The sequence below is a fragment of the Christiangramia crocea genome (genome assembly GCF_022410465.1).
Classification (GTDB): domain Bacteria; phylum Bacteroidota; class Bacteroidia; order Flavobacteriales; family Flavobacteriaceae; genus Christiangramia; species Christiangramia crocea.
The window spans coordinates 20,080-38,506 of record NZ_JAJSON010000022.1; the positions used below are offsets into that span (position 1 = coordinate 20,080).

20 protein-coding genes are annotated in these 18,427 nt (G+C 39.5%); 11 read left to right on the forward strand and 9 right to left on the reverse strand.

Annotated features, from left to right (window positions below; genetic code table 11):
- Window positions 1–150: 150 nt before the first annotated feature.
- A complete protein-coding gene (gene cmk, locus LU635_RS10245) occupies window positions 151–852 on the reverse strand; it encodes a (d)CMP kinase (RefSeq protein ID WP_240098806.1) in 702 nt (233 codons plus the stop codon).
- Window positions 853–940: 88 nt separating this feature from the next.
- Window positions 941–3,391, reverse strand: a complete 2,451-nt coding sequence (gene lon, locus LU635_RS10250; RefSeq protein ID WP_240098808.1) for an endopeptidase La — start codon at window positions 3,389–3,391, stop codon at window positions 941–943.
- 210 nt (window positions 3,392–3,601) lie between these two features.
- Here lon and LU635_RS10255 point away from each other — a divergent pair, with 210 nt between their 5' ends.
- Genes LU635_RS10255 through LU635_RS10270 form a run of 4 tightly spaced genes read left to right on the forward strand, consistent with a single transcriptional unit; the run spans window position 3,602 to window position 6,563 of the window.
- On the forward strand, window positions 3,602–4,162 hold the full coding sequence (locus tag LU635_RS10255; protein ID WP_240098810.1) for an RNA polymerase sigma factor: 561 nt from the start codon (window positions 3,602–3,604) through the stop codon (window positions 4,160–4,162).
- Window positions 4,152–4,712 carry a DUF4179 domain-containing protein gene (locus LU635_RS10260; protein WP_240098813.1) on the forward strand — a complete coding sequence of 187 codons (561 nt, stop codon included), beginning with the start codon at window positions 4,152–4,154 and terminating at the stop codon, window positions 4,710–4,712. The genes LU635_RS10255 and LU635_RS10260 overlap by 11 nt, the downstream gene beginning before the upstream one ends.
- On the forward strand, window positions 4,693–5,814 hold the full coding sequence (locus tag LU635_RS10265; RefSeq protein WP_240098815.1) for a hypothetical protein: 1,122 nt from the start codon (window positions 4,693–4,695) through the stop codon (window positions 5,812–5,814). Before LU635_RS10260 ends, LU635_RS10265 begins: the two co-directional genes overlap by 20 nt.
- 23 nt (window positions 5,815–5,837) lie before the next feature.
- Window positions 5,838–6,563 (forward strand): head GIN domain-containing protein, encoded by a 726-nt coding sequence (locus tag LU635_RS10270; protein ID WP_240098817.1) that lies wholly within the window; start codon window positions 5,838–5,840, stop codon window positions 6,561–6,563.
- A gap of 149 nt (window positions 6,564–6,712) precedes the next feature.
- Here the strand turns inward: LU635_RS10270 and LU635_RS10275 are convergent, their stop codons facing one another.
- Together LU635_RS10275 and LU635_RS10280 are read right to left on the reverse strand one after the other, a co-directional pair.
- The gene (locus LU635_RS10275; protein ID WP_240098819.1) at window positions 6,713–8,038 is read right to left on the reverse strand and encodes an MFS transporter; all 1,326 of its coding nucleotides are present in this window, start codon (window positions 8,036–8,038) and stop codon (window positions 6,713–6,715) included.
- A 67-nt stretch (window positions 8,039–8,105) separates the two neighbouring features.
- Window positions 8,106–8,936: a M48 family metallopeptidase gene (locus LU635_RS10280; RefSeq protein ID WP_240098820.1), complete on the reverse strand. Its 831-nt coding sequence runs from the start codon at window positions 8,934–8,936 to the stop codon at window positions 8,106–8,108.
- 188 nt (window positions 8,937–9,124) lie between these two features.
- Here LU635_RS10280 and LU635_RS10285 point away from each other — a divergent pair, with 188 nt between their 5' ends.
- The 5 genes from LU635_RS10285 to lpdA all read left to right on the forward strand — a co-directional run bounded on the left by LU635_RS10285 (window position 9,125) and on the right by lpdA (window position 12,976).
- Window positions 9,125–10,003 carry an alpha/beta fold hydrolase gene (locus LU635_RS10285; RefSeq protein WP_240098822.1) on the forward strand — a complete coding sequence of 293 codons (879 nt, stop codon included), beginning with the start codon at window positions 9,125–9,127 and terminating at the stop codon, window positions 10,001–10,003.
- Window positions 10,004–10,024: 21 nt separating this feature from the next.
- On the forward strand, window positions 10,025–10,510 hold the full coding sequence (msrB, locus tag LU635_RS10290; RefSeq protein ID WP_240098824.1) for a peptide-methionine (R)-S-oxide reductase MsrB: 486 nt from the start codon (window positions 10,025–10,027) through the stop codon (window positions 10,508–10,510).
- A 1-nt stretch (window position 10,511) separates the two neighbouring features.
- On the forward strand, window positions 10,512–10,904 hold the full coding sequence (gene msrB / locus LU635_RS10295; protein WP_240098826.1) for a peptide-methionine (R)-S-oxide reductase MsrB: 393 nt from the start codon (window positions 10,512–10,514) through the stop codon (window positions 10,902–10,904).
- A 15-nt stretch (window positions 10,905–10,919) separates the two neighbouring features.
- Entirely contained in the window at window positions 10,920–11,441 is a 522-nt protein-coding gene (locus LU635_RS10300) for a hypothetical protein (RefSeq protein WP_240098828.1), read from the forward strand.
- A 143-nt stretch (window positions 11,442–11,584) separates the two neighbouring features.
- Window positions 11,585–12,976, forward strand: a complete 1,392-nt coding sequence (lpdA, locus tag LU635_RS10305; RefSeq protein ID WP_240098830.1) for a dihydrolipoyl dehydrogenase — start codon at window positions 11,585–11,587, stop codon at window positions 12,974–12,976.
- A 173-nt stretch (window positions 12,977–13,149) separates the two neighbouring features.
- On the opposite strand, the gene LU635_RS10310 is transcribed toward lpdA, so the two are convergent.
- From LU635_RS10310 to LU635_RS10330, 5 genes are all read right to left on the reverse strand, one after another.
- Window positions 13,150–13,842 carry a Dph6-related ATP pyrophosphatase gene (locus tag LU635_RS10310; protein WP_240098832.1) on the reverse strand — a complete coding sequence of 231 codons (693 nt, stop codon included), beginning with the start codon at window positions 13,840–13,842 and terminating at the stop codon, window positions 13,150–13,152.
- The gene (gene aroQ, locus LU635_RS10315) at window positions 13,842–14,264 is read right to left on the reverse strand and encodes a type II 3-dehydroquinate dehydratase (protein WP_240098834.1); all 423 of its coding nucleotides are present in this window, start codon (window positions 14,262–14,264) and stop codon (window positions 13,842–13,844) included. Before aroQ ends, LU635_RS10310 begins: the two co-directional genes overlap by 1 nt.
- Window positions 14,265–14,339: 75 nt before the next feature.
- Window positions 14,340–14,951, reverse strand: coding sequence for a porin family protein (locus LU635_RS10320; RefSeq protein WP_240098836.1), 612 nt, complete (start codon window positions 14,949–14,951; stop codon window positions 14,340–14,342).
- 147 nt (window positions 14,952–15,098) lie between these two features.
- Window positions 15,099–15,572, reverse strand: a complete 474-nt coding sequence (locus tag LU635_RS10325; RefSeq protein WP_240098838.1) for a porin family protein — start codon at window positions 15,570–15,572, stop codon at window positions 15,099–15,101.
- Between the two features lie 123 nt (window positions 15,573–15,695).
- Window positions 15,696–16,289: a porin family protein gene (locus LU635_RS10330; RefSeq protein ID WP_240098840.1), complete on the reverse strand. Its 594-nt coding sequence runs from the start codon at window positions 16,287–16,289 to the stop codon at window positions 15,696–15,698.
- 113 nt (window positions 16,290–16,402) lie between these two features.
- Between LU635_RS10330 and xerA the strand changes: the two genes are divergently transcribed.
- Together xerA and LU635_RS10340 are read left to right on the forward strand one after the other, a co-directional pair.
- Entirely contained in the window at window positions 16,403–17,299 is an 897-nt protein-coding gene (gene xerA / locus LU635_RS10335; protein ID WP_240098842.1) for a site-specific tyrosine recombinase/integron integrase, read from the forward strand.
- A 76-nt stretch (window positions 17,300–17,375) separates the two neighbouring features.
- Window positions 17,376–18,326, forward strand: a complete 951-nt coding sequence (locus tag LU635_RS10340) for an aldo/keto reductase (RefSeq protein ID WP_240098844.1) — start codon at window positions 17,376–17,378, stop codon at window positions 18,324–18,326.
- Window positions 18,327–18,427: the final 101 nt, after the last annotated feature.

The window sequence follows — 18,427 nt, forward strand, 5'->3', positions numbered from 1 at the left end:
AGAAACTTCAGAAGTGTTTATAATTTTGATTATCAAACCTTTTTGGATTTCCGGTCTTCTGCCAAAAAGGAGTGCAAAAATACATAACTAAACAAAAATCCGCAACTAATACTGAAATTAATTGCGGATAAGTATTTTATAGTGAATCTGCTAGGAATTCACTTCTTTTATTTTGTCCTTAACTATCTTCAATACTTTTTCAAACTGTTCCTCGAGATTCATTTCTGAATTATCGAATTCAACAGCATCGTCAGCCTTTCTTAAAGGGGAGTCTTCCCGGGTGGAGTCCATAAAATCACGTTCCTTCACATTCTTAAGTACTTCTTCATATGTGATATCATCTCCCCGGTCCATTAGCTCATCATATCGTCTTTTAGCACGTTGCTCGGTAGAAGCCGTCATAAAGATCTTCAATTCAGCATCAGGAAATACAACGGTACCTATATCACGACCGTCCATTACTATTCCTTTCTCCTTCCCCATTTCCTGTTGTTGCTTTACAAGCATTTTTCGCACCTTCGGAATAGCTGAAACCCTGCTCACATGCTTAGAAACCTCCATATAACGAATTTCATCCTCAACATTTTCATTATTCAAATAGATCTCTCCATAGCCTTTCTCTTCGCTGAAAACGAATTTCAAATTGATAAATGGCAAATGCCTTAAGATCGCCTCTTCATCAAAATTCCCTTCAGAAACAAAGACCTTTCGCATCATGTACAAGGTTACCGCTCTGTACATAGCTCCGGTATCTACATAAACATAGCCCAGTTCTTTGGCCAGACGCCTGGCCACCGTACTCTTTCCTGTTGAGGAAAATCCATCAATAGCTATAGTAATCTTCTTATCCATTTAAATTTATTTCTATGGCAAAGGTAAATTTTTATTAGTGCCAATCCCGTTTCTGAATAAAAAAGCCCCGAATTCCGGGGCTTATTATTTAAAGCTTTTTCGCGTTTTTCACGTTTTGTTTTGTGATGGCAATATCTATCACTTCGCTCATCTCCTTCACGTAATGGAAAGTGAGACCTTTTAGATATTCTTCTTTTATTTCATCAATATCTCTTCGGTTCTCTTCACAAAGAATGATCTCCTTGATCCTTGCTCTCTTGGCTGCAAGTATCTTTTCCTTGATTCCCCCTACCGGAAGTACTTTACCTCTCAGGGTGATCTCACCGGTCATGGCAATACTTTTCTTCACTTTCTTCTGTGTGAACAGAGATACCAGGGAAGTAAGCATAGTAATACCCGCACTTGGCCCATCCTTTGGAGTTGCTCCTTCAGGCACGTGAATATGAACATTGTACTGGTCAAATATGGATGGAATGATCCCTAACCTTTCGGCATTGGCCTTGATATATTCCATAGCGATAGTAGCAGACTCCTTCATCACCTTACCAAGGTTTCCTGTAATGGTCAAATTACCTTTTCCTTTGGAAAGAATAGATTCAATAAAGAGAATATCCCCACCAACACTGGTCCAGGCAAGTCCTGTAACCACACCGGCTACTTCATTATTTTCATATTTATCACGTTCCATTTTTGGACTTCCAAGGATCTCGATAATATCTTCATCTGATACTTTGATATTATACTCCTCCTCCATTGCAATATTCTTGGCCGCGTAACGAACTACCTTGGCTATTTGCTTTTCCAGCCCCCGAACACCGGATTCACGGGTATAACCCTCAACAATCTTTTCCAGTTGCTTTTTACCAATTTTCAGATTGTCACTGCTTAGACCGTGTTCTTCAAGCTGCTTTGGCAGAAGATGTCTTTTAGCGATCTGAACTTTTTCCTCAATAGTATAACCTGTTACACTAATTACCTCCATCCTGTCTCGTAGGGCAGGCTGAATGGTGCTAAGGGTATTGGAGGTAGCAATAAACATCACCTTGGAAAGGTCAAATCCCATCTCAAGGAAATTATCATGAAAATCACTGTTCTGTTCAGGGTCAAGAACTTCCAGTAATGCTGAAGAAGGGTCTCCCGCATTTCCAACACTTAATTTATCTATCTCATCTAGTACAAATACCGGATTACTCGTACCTGCTTTTTTCAGACTCTGAATGATTCGGCCGGGCATTGCTCCAATATAGGTTTTTCTGTGACCTCTTATCTCTGCTTCATCTCGTAGTCCTCCTAAAGAGATCCTTACATATTCCCGGCCTAAAGATTCGGCAATAGACTTCCCTAAAGAAGTCTTACCAACTCCGGGAGGTCCATAAAGACAAAGAATTGGAGATTTCATATCGTTCCTAAGCTTGAGAACCGCAAGATATTCGATGATCCTCCTCTTAACGTCATCAAGCCCGTAATGGTCACGGTCTAATATTCTTTTCGCCCTTTTAAGGTCGAATTTATCCTTGCTGAATTCATTCCATGGCAGATCCAGAAACAAGTCCAGGTAGTTCCTTTGAATTGAATATTCCGCCACCTGGGGATTCATGCGCTGCATTTTTGAGAGTTCCTTCTCAAAATGATTCTGCACATCTTCATCCCACTTTTTATCCTTAGCTCTCTCGCGCATTTCAACGATCTCACCTTCATGAGAAACCCCTCCAAGTTCTTCCTGGATGGTTTTCATTTGCTGATGAAGAAAATATTCCCGTTGTTGCTGGCTCATGTCACTTTGCACCTTGCTCTGAATATCGTTCTTAAGTTCCAGTTTCTGGAATTCGGTATTCATATGCTTCAAAGTAGCCAGCGCGCGTTCTTTAAGATCATTTGTTTCCAGCAATTTCTGTTTTTCCTCCACACTTAAACTCATATTGGAAGAAACAAAATTGATCAGGAAAGAGGTGCTTTCAATATTCTTGATCGCGAAGGAAGCTTCCGAAGGAATGTTTGGGCTTCCCTTTATTATCTGAAGGGCCAGATCCTTTATAGAATCTATAATCGCAGAGAATTCTGCATTGTCCTTTTCCGGCCTTGTCTCAGGCACTTCGGTTATAATAGCATTCATGTACGGTTGTTCCGTAACCACTTCAGTGATCTGAAAACGCTTTTTTCCCTGGATAATAACCGTTGTATTTCCATCTGGCATCTTTAAGACACGAAGTATCCTGGCCACGACCCCAACCTTATTGATATCTTTGGCAGAAGGATTCTCAACTTCCTCGTCTTTCTGAGACACCACTCCAATGATCTTACTTCCGTTATTAGCTTCATTGATCAATTTAATGGAAGCATCTCTGCCTGCAGTAATGGGTATCACTACTCCCGGAAAAAGAACAGTATTCCTAAGCGGAAGTATTGGTAGAGTTTCGGGCAGATTCTCTCTGTTTATTTCTTCTTCATCTTCAGGTGTCATCAAAGGAATTAATTCCGCATCTTCGTCAATTCCCTGAAATGACAAACTGTCAATATTCGTAAACTTTGTTTTCGCCATAATTTTATTTAAGTCAAACTGTCATCAAAATTAAGATTGCTTAATTTTGAGAAGTTAGTTGAAAGCCTTGATAAATAGAGCTTTCAATATTATTTTAGATTTCCTAATTCAATTATTCAATTCCCATGCCATGCTTTTTAAAAAATTATTTTTCTAAAAGTGTAACAAATACAAACCAATTCCATCTTTATAACAGAAACCAAGTATTAATTGACACCAACCATCACCCATATTAATGACCTGGTAGAACGTTGTCGCCATGGTGACCAGCGTGCTCAAATGGAAATTTATGATCGTTATTACAAAGCGATGTATAACACTGCTTATCGTATAACCGGTCATTCAGCAGAAGCCGAAGATATTATGCAGGAAGCTTTTCTGCGAGCTTTCACCAAAATTGAAAGTTTTCAGGGAACCTCCACCTTCGGAGCCTGGCTTAAGCGAATTGTTGTGAATGAAAGCCTCACTGCATATAAAAAGATCGCAAAACTGGGAGAAGTAAGCTATAATGACGAGTTAAAAAACGAAACCGATAATGGTGGAATTACGCTGGAAGAAGATGATCAAAAAAATAAAAGAGTTCGCATGATCCTGAAACAGATAAAGTCCCTTAAAAATAATTACCGGTTGGGACTCACTTTACATCTGATAGAAGGCTACGACTACGAGGAAATTTGTGAAATAATGAATATTTCTTACGCTAATTGCCGGACAATGATTTCAAGGGCAAAAGAGAGTTTAAGAAAAAAAATGGAGCATCATGAAAAATAACAACTTTGACGAGCTTTTTGAAGGTTTAAACTTCGATATCGAAGAGCCGCATTCAGGCCATAAAGAACGCTTCTTAAAAAAACTGGAGAAGAAATCATCTGCTCCACAAAAGAAAGGGAAAGTTCTTAGGTTATGGGCTCCTGTAATTGGTATTGCTGCCAGTTTTCTTTTGGCTTTCTTTCTGCTTGGTGAATTATGGGGCCCTCAAAGCATGGCTAAGAACTCTGATCTTGCCAGTATTTCTCCAGAGATGAAACAAACTCAGGAATTCTATACCAGTATGATCACTAAAGAGCTTAACGCTATAAATGCAGAGAAAACCCCGGAAACTGAAGCTATTATCAACGATGCCATGGTCCAGATGGAAAAACTGGAAAAAGAGTACCAGGACCTAAGAAATGACCTGGTGAAAAGTGGCAGAGACAACAGGGTTATTCATGCTATGATCCAGAACTTTCAACAGCGAATAGACTTATTAAATAACGTTTTGACCCAAATCGAGAATATTAAAACACTAAAGAATCAAAATCATGAAAACAATATTATCTAGCATCCTAATCTTTGCTGTGCTGGCCCCCGGCCTCCCATATTACGACGTAAAAGTGGAAAGCTCCGCTTCTATAGATAAAATAGAACTGGATGGGAAACACACCCGAGAGAAGAAGATCAAAAAAGAATTTAATGTAAGTGCTAACACTAACCTTAGTATCGATAACAGCTATGGGAATGTAGATATCACTACCTGGGACGAAAATCGCGTGGTCATAGAAGTGATTATCAAAACCAACGGGAATGATAAAGATAAGGTTGAAGAAAAACTTGAGGAGATAAATGTAGATTTCAATCAATCTTCCTCCGGAGTTAGTGCCAAGACCCGTTTTTCAAAAGAGAACAAATCCTGGTGGAAAAATATCTTCGACGGTTTTGACAATGTGAATATGGAAGTAAACTATATAGTAAGGGCCCCCGAAGGGAACAATTTGGACATCAATAATGATTACGGCGGGATTTACATAGATAAGACCACAGGAAATGCAAAGATCACCTGTGACTATGGAAAAATTGATATTGGCGAATTAAGAGGAAAGTCAAATTACCTCAATTTCGATTATACCAGAAACAGCCGGATAGAATATGTTACAAATGCGGAGATCAATGCAGACTATTCTGATTACGAAATCGGGGAGGCCGAAGAATTAATGGTAAATGCCGATTATACAAAATCAAGAATCCAGAAAGTTTCAAGACTGGAGTTCAATTGTGACTACGGCAGTGTGGATATCGATAAGGTCAAGGTGCTCAAGGGAGATGGAGACTATCTCACTACCAAGATCAACAGGGTCTTCACCTCTGCAGACCTGAATCTTGATTATGGTTCACTATCAATAGAAAAAGTGATCAAAGGTACCCGTAGCGTGAATATAGATACTGATTATGCAGGAGTGAAAATTGGCTACGACAACGAAATGAGTTTTCAGTTTGATGTAAAGACATCTTACGGAGGTATCAAAGGGCTTGACGGCCTTGAAGTTCAAAAAAGGAACCAGGGCAATACCAGTAACAGTGTAGCCGGATACTATGGCTCATCAAACGATGGTGCGAAATTCAATATTACCACCAGCTACGGTAGTGTAAGTTTTAATAAACAATAATCATCAATCAAATAATTTAAATCATGAAAAGATCAATCTTATTTTTAGCCGCTTTCTTAATGGTTCTAACCGCAGCCAATGCACAGTGGTGGAGTTCTGAAAAAATAAAAGGCAACGGAGAACTGGTTACCAAATCCAGATCTACAGATTCTTATGACGCAGTTCAGCTTGTAGGCTCCATGAATGTGGAACTGGTGGCCGGCAATGAAGGAAGTATAGAAGTAGAGGCTGAAAGTAATCTCCAGGAGTATATAATTACCGAAGTCAGAAACGGAACTCTAAAGATCTCAACCGAGAAAGGCGTTAATCTTCACCCAACTGAAGATATCAAAATAACAGTTCCTTTTGAAAGTCTTGAAGAAGTGGCGCTTACAGGTTCAGGAGATATCTGGAATAAAGATGTAATTAAAGCTTCTGATTTTAAAGTACAGGTAACCGGGTCGGGAGATATGATGCTGAACCTGGAAGTACGAGAATTAACAGGAAAAATCACCGGATCAGGAGACATAAAACTAAGAGGACAAAGTGAGAATTTTGACTGTAGCGTAACCGGAAGCGGAGATTTTGAAGCTTATGAACTTAAAGCGGAAAATGTTGAAGCTAAGGTAGCCGGGTCTGGTGATATTATGGTAAATGCAGCACGATCCCTGACTGCCAGAGTTTCTGGTTCAGGAGATATCAAATACAAAGGCAATCCTGAAAAACAGGATTTTAAAACCTTTGGTTCAGGAAGTGTTTCCTCAAATTAATTAGTTGAGAGTAAATTCAAGAGGCTGTCTAAAAAGTAAGTTGTCATTACGAACAAAGTGAAGTAATCTGTCTTTGGTGATTACCAATTATGTAAAGATTGCTTCGTTCCTCGCAATGACCATTAAGGAACTTTTTAGACAGCCTCTTTTTATGCTTTAATACGTCCTTTTGGAACTCGCATTAATAGAATCACTCCGATTATAAAGAAGACCACCAGAAAGAGAATTGAGTTTCTAATGCTACCTGTAATTTGCGCAACAAGACCGTATAAGAACATACCGATCACAATACCAATCTTTTCTGAAACATCATAAAAACTGAAATAACTGGCCGTATCAAGGGTATCGGGAGGCAGCATCTTTGAGTAAGTAGAGCGGGACAAAGACTGGATTCCCCCCATTACAAGTCCAACCGAAGCAGCAGCCACATAAAACTGTTCCGGAGTGGTAATGAAATATGCATAACCACAGATGGCTATCCAGATGAGATTGATAATTATCAAAATTTTTATATCACCAAACTTAATGGCCAGCCTTGATGTAAAAGTGGCTCCGGCTACGGCCACAAGTTGTATCAGTAAAATACTTACGATAAGTCCTGTTGTTGGATCATCGTCACCCCAATCCAATTCTTCTATTCCAAAATAGGTAGCCACAAGCATAATGGTTTGTACCGCCATACTGTAAACAAAAAAAGCAACCAGGTAACGCTTCAGAGCTTTGGTATGTTTTAAGGCTTCCCATATTCCTTTCAATTCCCTGAATCCGTTGAAAAGGACATTTCGGGTAAGCCGTGCCTTTTTATTTCCTTTTGGCAAATAATAATAAGTATACTGGCTAAAGCCTATCCACCAAATCCCTGTCATTACAAATGACAAACGGGTTGGGAGCTCTTCATCCTGAAATCCGAACCATTCATAATTCAGGATCATAAGCAAACAAATGATTAACAGGATAACGCTACCTATGTAACCCAGAGAGAAACCATCGGCACTGGCTTTATCCTGTTGTTCAGGATACGCTATATCCGGAAGATAGGAATTATAAAAAACAAGACTTGACCAAAAGCCGATGAGGGCCAGAAAATAACAAAGCAATCCAAACCATAACATTTCAAGGTCGAACCAGAAAAGTCCTATACAGGAAATCCCTCCCAGGTAGCAGAAGAATTTCAGAAAGCTTTTTTTATTCCCCACATAATCAGCAATTCCCGACAGAAAAGGACTTAAGATACTAACCACCAGAAATGCTCCAGCCGTGATATAGCTAATCAGTGCATCATTGTTGAATGCTTGTCCTAAAAAGGTGACAGTATCGTCCAGAATTTCCCCGTTTCCAGCCTTTACTATGGTAAGGGCTCCGTAAAAGATGGGAAAGATCGCCGATATGATTACCAGGCTGTAAACCGAGTTAGCCCAATCATAAAAAGCCCAGGCTCTAATAAGCTTTTTACTTCCCTTTGGTAGATGCTTCATGGCTTAAAAATAGAAAAAGCCGCTGAATACAGCGGCTCTTCATTTTTATTTTATGGTAATTTATATCCTAAAAATTCTTAACTCCATATTTCCTGGCTTCGGCTTTAGCCTCAGGAGCCCATTTTTCCAGATTATTTATCCTGGTTTCACTGGAAGGGTGCGTACTAAGGAATTCTGGTGGAGCCTGTCCCCCACTTTCCTCTTTCATCCTTCTCCAAAGATCGGCAGCTTCATCTGGGTCATATCCGGCTATAGCCATTAGGGTAAGACCGATTCTATCAGCCTCTGTTTCATGGCTTCGACTAAAAGGAAGCATTACACCTACTGTAGTACCTAAACCATATGCCTGTGCAAATATCTGCTGTGTCTGTTCGCTCTTTCCGCTTAAAGCAATACTACCTGCCACTCCGCCTAATTGTTGCAGTTGAGCAGCACTTATCCTCTGAGCACCATGATCAGCAAGGGCGTGGGCCACCTCGTGGGCCATTACAACAGCTACACCATCTTCACCTGCTCCACCACCTTTAGCGATAGGCATAATTCCGGTAAAGAAAACTACTTTTCCTCCTGGCATCGCAAATGCGTTTACAGCCTCATCATTCACCAGGTTAAATTCCCATTTAAAATCGTTCAGGAATCCCTGATAACCATTTGCGTTAAGGTATCTTTCTGCCGCGGTGACGATCTTATTACCCGTTCTTTTTACCATTTCAGCCTCGGCAGTCCCCCTAACAACATCATTCTCTTCCAGGAACTGATTATACTGAGCGAAAGAAGCAGGGAATAACTGATCATTGCTAACAAAATTCAGGTTTTTTTCACCTGTAAATGGATTCGTCTTACATGCTACTACTAAAAGCAAGACGCTTAACCCTATAAATGTCTTTTTAAGTTTCATAATAATTGGTTTTGGTATTTAAAAGTACAAAAGCTTGTTACTGGCTCTTTTCTGTTTAAGTATGATTTAACAGTTAACAAGCATCCAAAAACAATACCATTGTCGATCTTCGCAGTCGCAGAAAGGCTTTACAGCAACTTCATTTTTTTTAATTTTGAAAACGCTAAATAGTGTCGAATTCTTAAAATATGACTAAAGAAACCAAGGATAAATTACCGGTTCAGCAATTACTGGTTCCAGATTATATTTTAAAACTTTCAAAGTTTCTTACAAGAGTCTCCCCGTTTCTGGCGAGCAGGTTTGCAGCCCGGTTATTTTTATCACCTTTCCGTTACAGTCTCCCGGAAAGAGAAAGAGAGATGTTTGAAAACTCTGAGATCGAAAAGGAGAAAGTCCCGTCCATAAACCGGGAGATAGTAGTATATAAGTATGGAAAAAGCGATAAAAAGGTTCTCCTGGTACATGGCTGGAGCGGTCGGGGTACGCAACTCTCCAGGATAGCACTGGACCTGAAGGAAAATGGTTTTTCTACTGTGAGCTTTGACGCCCCTGCACATGGAGAGGCTCCCGGAAAGATAAGCATGATGCCGTTCTTTATCGAAGCCGTTCATTACCTTGATAAAAAATACGGCCCATTTGAGGCTGTTATTGGTCACTCCCTTGGAGGAATGTCGAGTCTTAAAGCCATTAAGGATGGTCTTTCCACCAAAAAACTTGTTATTATAGGTACCGCCAATAGTGTGACAAAGATCACTAGAGATTTTGCAAATAATATGAATATGAACCAGGAAGTAGCTCAAAGGATGAAAGAATATCTTGATTCGAAATTTGGGCAGGACATGGACGAATATTCCGGTGCTGTTTCAGCCATGGAAGTCATGACCCCAACCCTCATTATTCATGATGAGCAGGATGTAGACGTGAGCGTTAAGGATGCTCAGGAAATCCATGAGGCTCTGGATAACAGTGAAATATTTATTACAACTGGCCTTGGTCATCGCCGAATTCTGGGAAATCCTGAGGTAATTAACAAAATCACAACTTTTATCACGGCACAATCTTTGTAATTTTATAAAATAAAGATTGCTATGAAAAAGTTTTTGCTATTTACTTTTCTTTCCACTGTCCTTATTAGTTGCAACGGAAATGCTCAAAAGAATTCCAAAGAAACTGAAGAATATGAAGTTTCGAAAACTGAAGAAGAATGGAAGGAAGTTCTCACTCCGGCCGAATTTGCCGTACTAAGGAAAGCAGAGACCGAAAGGCCCTTTTCCAGTGAACTGAATGATATTAAAGAACCAGGCACCTTTGTATGTGCTGCCTGCGGAAATGAACTATACAAAACCAAACATAAATTCAAAAGCGGTACCGGCTGGCCCAGTTTTGATCGTGCCATAGAAGGTGGCGTAGCTTATGGCAGTGATTCCAAGTTAGGATACCAGAGAGATGAAGTTCATTGTGCAAGATGTGGCGGACATCTGGGACATGTTTTTAACGATGGTCCAAGCGAGACTACCGGAAAACGACATTGTATTAATGGTATAGCGATGGACTTTATACCAGAAAAAGAATAACATGAAAAAATATAAGGTAGAAAAGACGAAAGAGGAATGGAAAAAACAACTCTCTCCTGAGCAATATCGCATTCTTCGTGAAAAGGGAACCGAGGCTCCCAATACTGGAAAATATAATCTTCATTTTGAAGAAGGCGTATATAAATGTGCAGCCTGTGGCGAACAATTATTTGAAAGTAATTCCAAATTTGAGAGTGGTTGTGGCTGGCCAAGTTTTGATGATGCGATGGAGGGAAAAATTGAATATGTACAGGATCGAAGTTTCGGAATGGTACGTACAGAAATCCTTTGTTCTAACTGCGGTAGCCATCTTGGCCACGTTTTTGATGATGGACCTACTGATACCGGTCAGCGTTATTGCGTAAACTCGGCCAGTATTGAATTTAATAAATAACTTAAATCAGTAATTATGAAAAAAATACTATCTATTTTAATTCTTGCAAGCATCTTTTTGGTTTCCTGTGAAGGAGATCGCGGTCCACAAGGTCCTCCGGGGGACGACGGGTTAAATATTGTAGGTCAGACGTTTGAAGCAACTGTTGATCTTACTGCACCTGAGTATTCCGTCTTTGTTGAAATACCTGGATCTGTTGAAGTTCTGGATTCCGATGTAATCCTTGTATATCTTTTGGAGAGCGTAGAAAATGGTGAGGATGTCTGGAGTTTATTACCTCAAACTTTTTATCTTGAAGATGGTGAAGTACAGTATAATTACAATCATACCACTGTAGATGTGAATATATATTTACACGGAACGGTGAATCTTGATGATTTAGGACCGGAATTTACCGAAGATCAAACCTTCAGAATGGTTGTGTTACCTTCAGATTTTGCACTTAATTCGGGAATAGATTTCAGTAATTATCAGTCACTTAAAACGGCTATTGATCTATCAGATAATAATATAACTAAAGCCCAAGTACATAATTAGTAAAAAGCCTTTAGTTCAATTAATATGCCTGTCTATTCAAGACAGGCTTTTTTATGTTCCTTATCTGGCTCCCTGTTACTTTCAGTTTAAGCTTAAATTGTTTAAATTCGCAACTTCTGTAACCGATTCAAAATATACCGAATATGAGTAAATATGATATTATAGTTTTAGGTAGCGGCCCGGGCGGATATGTAACTGCCATTAGAGCTTCACAGCTGGGTTTTAAAACCGCAATTGTTGAAAAAGAAAACCTTGGAGGTGTTTGTCTTAACTGGGGATGTATCCCAACCAAAGCCCTTCTAAAAAGTGCCGAGGTATTTGACTATCTGAAACACGCCGAAGACTACGGGCTGAAACTGGAAAAAGCAGATAAGGATTTTGGAGCGGTTATAAAAAGAAGCCGTAATGTGGCTGATGGGATGAGCAAAGGTGTTCAATTCCTTATGAAAAAGAACAAGATCGACGTTATCAACGGTTTCGGTAAGCTAAAACAAGGAAAGAAAATCGAAGTTACCGATAAGGATGATAAAAAAAAGGAATATTCTGCAGATCATATCATTGTTGCTACAGGGGCGCGCTCAAGAGAATTGCCGAATCTGAAGCAGGATGGTAAGACCGTAATTGGCTACCGCGAAGCAATGAGCCTTGAAAAGCAACCTAAGAAAATGATTGTGGTTGGTTCTGGTGCAATTGGTGTTGAGTTCGCTCATTTCTATAATGCTATGGGCACAGAGGTGACTATTGTAGAGTTCCTTCCAAGCCTGGTGCCTCTTGAGGATGATGATATTTCCAAACAATTTGAGCGCAGCGTTAAAAAAGCCGGTATCAAAGTGATGACTAACTCATCCGTAGAAAGCGTTGAGAAATCAGGAAATAAAGTAAAGGCAAAGGTAAAGACCAAAAAAGGAGAAGAAACCCTGGAAGCCGATGTTGTACTTTCTGCTGTGGGTATCAAGAGCAATATTGAAAATATAGGTCTTGAGGAACTTGGTATTAAAACCGATAAAGATAAGATCGTGGTTAACGATTTCTACCAGACCAATGTGAAGGGTATTTACGCCATTGGTGATGTTGTTCATGGCCCTGCACTTGCTCACGTTGCTTCTGCAGAAGGTATTATCACTGTAGAAAAGATCAAGGGAATGGATGTTCAGCCGCTTGATTACGGAAATATCCCGGCGTGTACCTACGCAACTCCGGAAATCGCTTCAGTGGGTATGACAGAGAAACAGGCCAAGGAAGCCGGTTACGACCTTAAGGTTGGTAAATTCCCATTCTCTGCTTCAGGAAAAGCGAAGGCAGCAGGTAAGTCTGATGGTTTTGTTAAAGTGATCTTTGATGCGAAATATGGTGAATGGTTAGGCTGCCATATGATTGGCGCTGGTGTTACCGATATGATCGCTGAAGCCGTTTTAGGTAGAAAATTAGAGACTACAGGGCATGAAGTGCTTAAAGCCGTTCATCCTCACCCAACAATGAGTGAAGCAGTGATGGAGGCTGTTGCCGATGCCTATGGTGAAGTAATTCACTTATAAGCGTTAGACGTTAGAAAATATAAATCCTGGGTTCATTGTGAATTCAGGATTTTTTTATTTTCAATAACTGTACCCCCGTCAGGTCATCCTGTACTTGTATCAGGATTCTTTAAAAAGAGAAGCTAAATTCCAATAACTATTGGGAAAGACTGCGGGAGAATCCCTGCTACCTTTTATTCAGGAATCAGGTCACAATAGCAGAATATATTATCCCATTTATCATCAGCAGATTCAAAGGTTTTAATCTGCTTCTCTCCTATTTTAAATTTTATGGGATTGTGAAATATTGGTCCGTCAAAAACAAAGCTGTGAAATTCCCCGTTTTCACCACAGGGATCTACATTATCAGGTAAGTCATTTATGAATTTCTGGTCTATTATTTTTCCGCAGAAACTATTATCCAGATATTTTGAGTTAGTGCAAACTACTATTGCCTTAAAACCAAGATCAATGAACTCCTGCATCAATACCGAAGTATCCTTCTTCCACAATGGGAATATGCATTTTACCCCAATACTCGCTAATTGATCTTCCCGGTATTGTCTAAGATCTTCCAGAAAAATATCTCCAAAAATACTATGAGTAAATCCCCTCTCCTTTAGTTTTAAAGTTTCATTTTCCATTACCTGGTTGTAGGTTTCCATGGAAGTTTCTGTAGAAATATCTGCTATCTGCAACGGAAGTCCAGTATTTTCTACCTGCTCCTGAAGTAGCGCTTTTCTCACCCCATGCATGGAAACTCTTTGAGAGGAACCGCTTAAGGTAGTAAAAAGCATTTCTACACTAAACTTCCCCGCCTGCCGGACATAGTATAATGCCATGGCAGCATCTTTACCGCTGCTCCAGTTTAACCAGGCTTTTTCCATCAGGGTTTATCAAGAAAACTCTGGATTGCTATATCGTAACTCTGGAGACCAAAACCAATAATTACTCCTTTCGCTCCCGGAGAAATATACGATTTATGCCGGAAATCCTCCCGTGAAAAAGTATTGGAAATATGGACTTCTACCACAGGAACATTAATGGCTTTTACAGCATCTCCGAGGCCAACAGAAGTGTGCGTATAGGCAGCTGCATTTAAAATGATGCCGTCAAACTCGCCTATGGATTCGTGTAATTTATCAATTAGCTCACCTTCTATATTGCTCTGATAATAAGAAAGTTCAACATTTCTAAATTTGAACTGAAGTTCTGAAAAATATTCATCAAAACTCCGGTGGCCGTATGTTTCCGGTTCCCTCTTACCTAATAGATTCAGGTTGGGACCATTTATAATAATCAATTTCATAAAATAAAGGTATTAAAATTAAGGCATAAAAAAAGCGGAAGCATGCCTTCCGCTTTAACTTTATATAAGTTATTTCTAAAACATGTATCCAACAGAGAACTGGAATACATTATTCTGCTGGCTATAATCTGAATCGTCATCGTCATTAATGTCTGAAATACCCAGAACATAACGAGCATTAAAAAACAGTCCCATATCGAGTTTATAACCCAGACCTCCGGCCACGCCAAAGTCAATATCGTTCATAAACTCTTTCACATCTTCAGTACCTGAAATAGTTTCTCCACCAAAGGATTCTTCATATTCAAATTCAGCATTCGTCAAGAAGCCTATTTGAGGACCAAGGTGAGCGCTGAAACCCGGCGAGAACATATATTTGGCCAGAATGGGAACGTTAATATAATCCAGCTTCAATTCTCCTTTAGCTGTAAAGCCACTTTCTAAATCTTCGCCTTTAGCTCCCTGACTTGAATAAAGAACTTCAGGCTGAATTCCAAATTGATCTGTCAACATGAATTCTGCCAAAACTCCAACATGGAAACTTGTTCTTCCATCGGCATCTTCCGTATCATCTCCTCCAATTGTAGCAAAATTTACACCTGCCTTAACTCCGAAATGCGATTCCTGGGAATTTACGGAATAAATGGCACAAAAGATTATGGCCAAAGCCAAAATTAGTTTTTTCATAATGGGATTTTTAATTGGTTAATTGAAATAAATATATCACAATACACTGTATATTAACAGTATAGGAATAAATAAAGGGGAAAATACCCTTCTACTAAAAAGCGGAAGTATACACCTCCGCTTTAAAAGATACCCTCTATTCTAAAATCACAATCCAAATTCCACTCCGAGGTTAACTGAACTTGCTGAACCTCCATCCATACTCACGCCGGAATAAGAAGCTACAAGCCCTATAAGTCCAAAATCATAACCTAACTGTGGCCGGTAATAAAAACCTCCATCGTTATCATCATCGATACCTATTCCATAACCCAGATCGGCTCCAAGGAAAAAAGCACTTCCTAAATTAAATCGACCCGAAGCGGCAATAGGTAAGAACTGTACATTATCCAATACATCTGAGTCTTCAGGAAAGAAATTGGAATACCCCAGCATAGGTCCCACGGAGAATGTATCAGCCACCCCGAACATATATGCTACATCTGCTCCGAACTGGAGATTATAAGCATCTGAGAGATCTCCAACCGGAATTCCCAGATTTAAACCGGCTTTGAATCCGCCTTGCGGATAGGCTGAAAAAGAAGCCATAATTAATGCTCCAATAATTAATAAATTCTTCATAATACACTGTTTTTTAGGTTGTTAATCAATATTAAATATAGTGAAAAAGCCAGTTGATAGATAAAAATAAAAAAGCGCAGGAAAATTCCTGCGCTCTCTTTTCATAGGTGTTAATCAAAAATTCTAGAACTGGAGACCCAATCCTACCTGAAAACCATTATTCTTAATGGCATCATCGTCAAAGTCGTCACTATCATACACGTTAGTGAAGCCTTTAGTATATCTTCCGCTCAGGAAGAAGCCGTTATTGAATTTATAGGAAAGACCTAAAGCTCCTCCAAATTCAAAGCTACTGGCCAGTTCAGAGTCGTTCTCTATATCCAGTAATCCGCTTTCATATTCATATTCCTCATTTACTAAAAAGTTGAAAGAAGGACCAGCCTCCACAGCAAGACCATCTATCAAATAGATCTTTGCAATTAAAGGAACCTGTATGTAATCCAATTTATACTCATCTGTATAATTGGAGGTTTCAACTTCAAATCCCTGTGTGGAATATAAAGCTTCCGGCTGTATAGAAAATCGGTCACTTACCGGAATTTCAGCTAAAAGACCTAAATGAAAGCCTGTTCTACTATTATTGTCCTCAAATCCATCAGAACTCATATTGGTGAAATTAGCTCCACCCTTAATTCCAAAGTTCCAGTATTCCTGTGCATTTGTTGATGCACTCAGTCCAAAAATCGCAATAGCAACTAATAAAAATGTCTTTTTCATCACTTTTAGTTTTTTAATTTGGGATCAAATGTAGGTGACAACTTGTTAAAAAAATGTTACCCAAGCCTAAAGTATTACTAAGACTAACAAAGCTTAATTCTTATCTTTAACACATGAAATGGCAGCACGCGCTACAGGATTACCGGCATTATTTAAAGCTTGAACGCGGACTTTCAGAGAATTCCATTGAGAATTACAGCCTGGATGTCATTAAGCTGATCAACTATCTAAACGTTAATGAAGTTGAGGTAAGCCCACTAAGAATATCGGATAAAGTCATTCAGGAATTCATATATAACGCCTCAAAGAGCATAAACGCCAGGTCGCAATCCCGGTTAATTTCAGGTTTAAGAAGCTTCTTCGGCTTTTTGGTATTTGAAGATTACAGAAAAGACAATCCATTAGACCTGATGGAATCTCCCAGGATTGGAAGAAAACTCCCCGACACCATTTCAATTGAAGAAGTAGATAAGATCATTGCAGCGGTAGACCTGAGTAAAAATGAAGGCGAAAGAAACAGGGCTATTATCGAGACATTATACGGGTGTGGTCTCAGGGTTTCTGAATTAATTGATCTAAGGATCTCTGATCTTTTCTTCGAAGAAGGTTTTATAAAAGTAACCGGAAAGGGAGATAAACAGCGATTTGTCCCAATTTCAGATTACACCATTAAATTCATCAATATATATAAAGAACAGGTAAGGGTTCATCAGGAAATCAAGCCGGAAGCGACCGATACACTCTTCCTTAACCGAAGAGGAAATAAACTGACGAGAGCCATGATTTTTACCATCGTTCGCCGGCTTACCGAAGCTGCGGGAATAAGGAAGAAAATAAGTCCGCATACCTTTCGCCATTCATTTGCCACCCATCTGCTGGAGAACGGAGCGGACCTAAGAGCCATTCAACAAATGTTAGGACATGAAAGCATCACGACCACCGAGGTCTATGTTCATGTAGACAGAACCCACCTTAGAAAGGTTATGGAGAATTATCACCCCCGAAAGTAGTATTAAAATTCTGCTAAACCACTTTCTTTACTTTAGCTCACACCACATAATTAGTACCTTCATGAAAAATTGAATTATGAAGCAATTAAAATTTAAAAACGGAGATACTCTTGATGCAATTGGTCTTGGAACCTGGAAATCTGAAAAAGGAAAAGTTACCGAAGCAGTAAAGATAGCGCTCAATAATGGATATAAACATATTGATTGCGCTGCGGTTTACGGTAATGAAACAGAAGTTGGTCAGGGTCTGGCTGAAGTCTTCAAGAAGGGAAACGTGAAACGTGAAGATATCTGGATCACTTCAAAATTGTGGAACAATGCTCATAAAAAGGAAGATGTGATCCCTGCCCTGAAGAAAACCTTAAAAGACCTTCAGCTGGATTACCTGGATCTGTACCTTATGCATTGGCCAGTAGCCTTTAAACCAGAGATTAATGGGTTTCCAGAAACTGCCAATGATTATCTTTCATTGGAAGAGGTGCCCCTTACAGAAACCTGGAGTGAAATGCTAAAAGCAAAGCAACAGGGTCTGGTAAAACATATTGGTGTTTCCAATTTCAGTATTCCCAAACTAAAGCAGCTGATGGCTGATACGGACAATCCTCCGGAGATGAATCAGGTAGAACTTCATCCTTACCTCCAGCAGAATAAACTACTTGAATTTTGCAGCAGGAATGGCATTAATGTAACAGCATACTCCCCTCTTGGAAGTGGTGACCGGCCTGATGAAATGAAGGCCTCTGATGAACCATCACTCCTTGAGAATCCAACAATAGTGAAAATTGCTAAAAAGCATGGTGCGAGTCCGGGACAAATCCTGATAAAATGGAGTGAGCAAAGAGGAACTGCAGTTATACCCAAGTCAACTAACGAAAAAAGGATCAAGGAAAACCTGATGAGCGCCGGATATCAGCTTGATGAAGAAGACATGAAAGAGATTGCTGAACTGGATTATCATTTTAGATATGTTACGGGAAAATTCTTTGAACTCGAGGGAAATTCCTATCACAATATCTATGATGATTAATTGAAATTAAAAGTCATCTTGTTCGATAGCTATCGGAATTGTTTCAGGGTCTGAATATATTAGAAGCTGAAACAAGTTCAGCTTGACGATATCATAAAAAT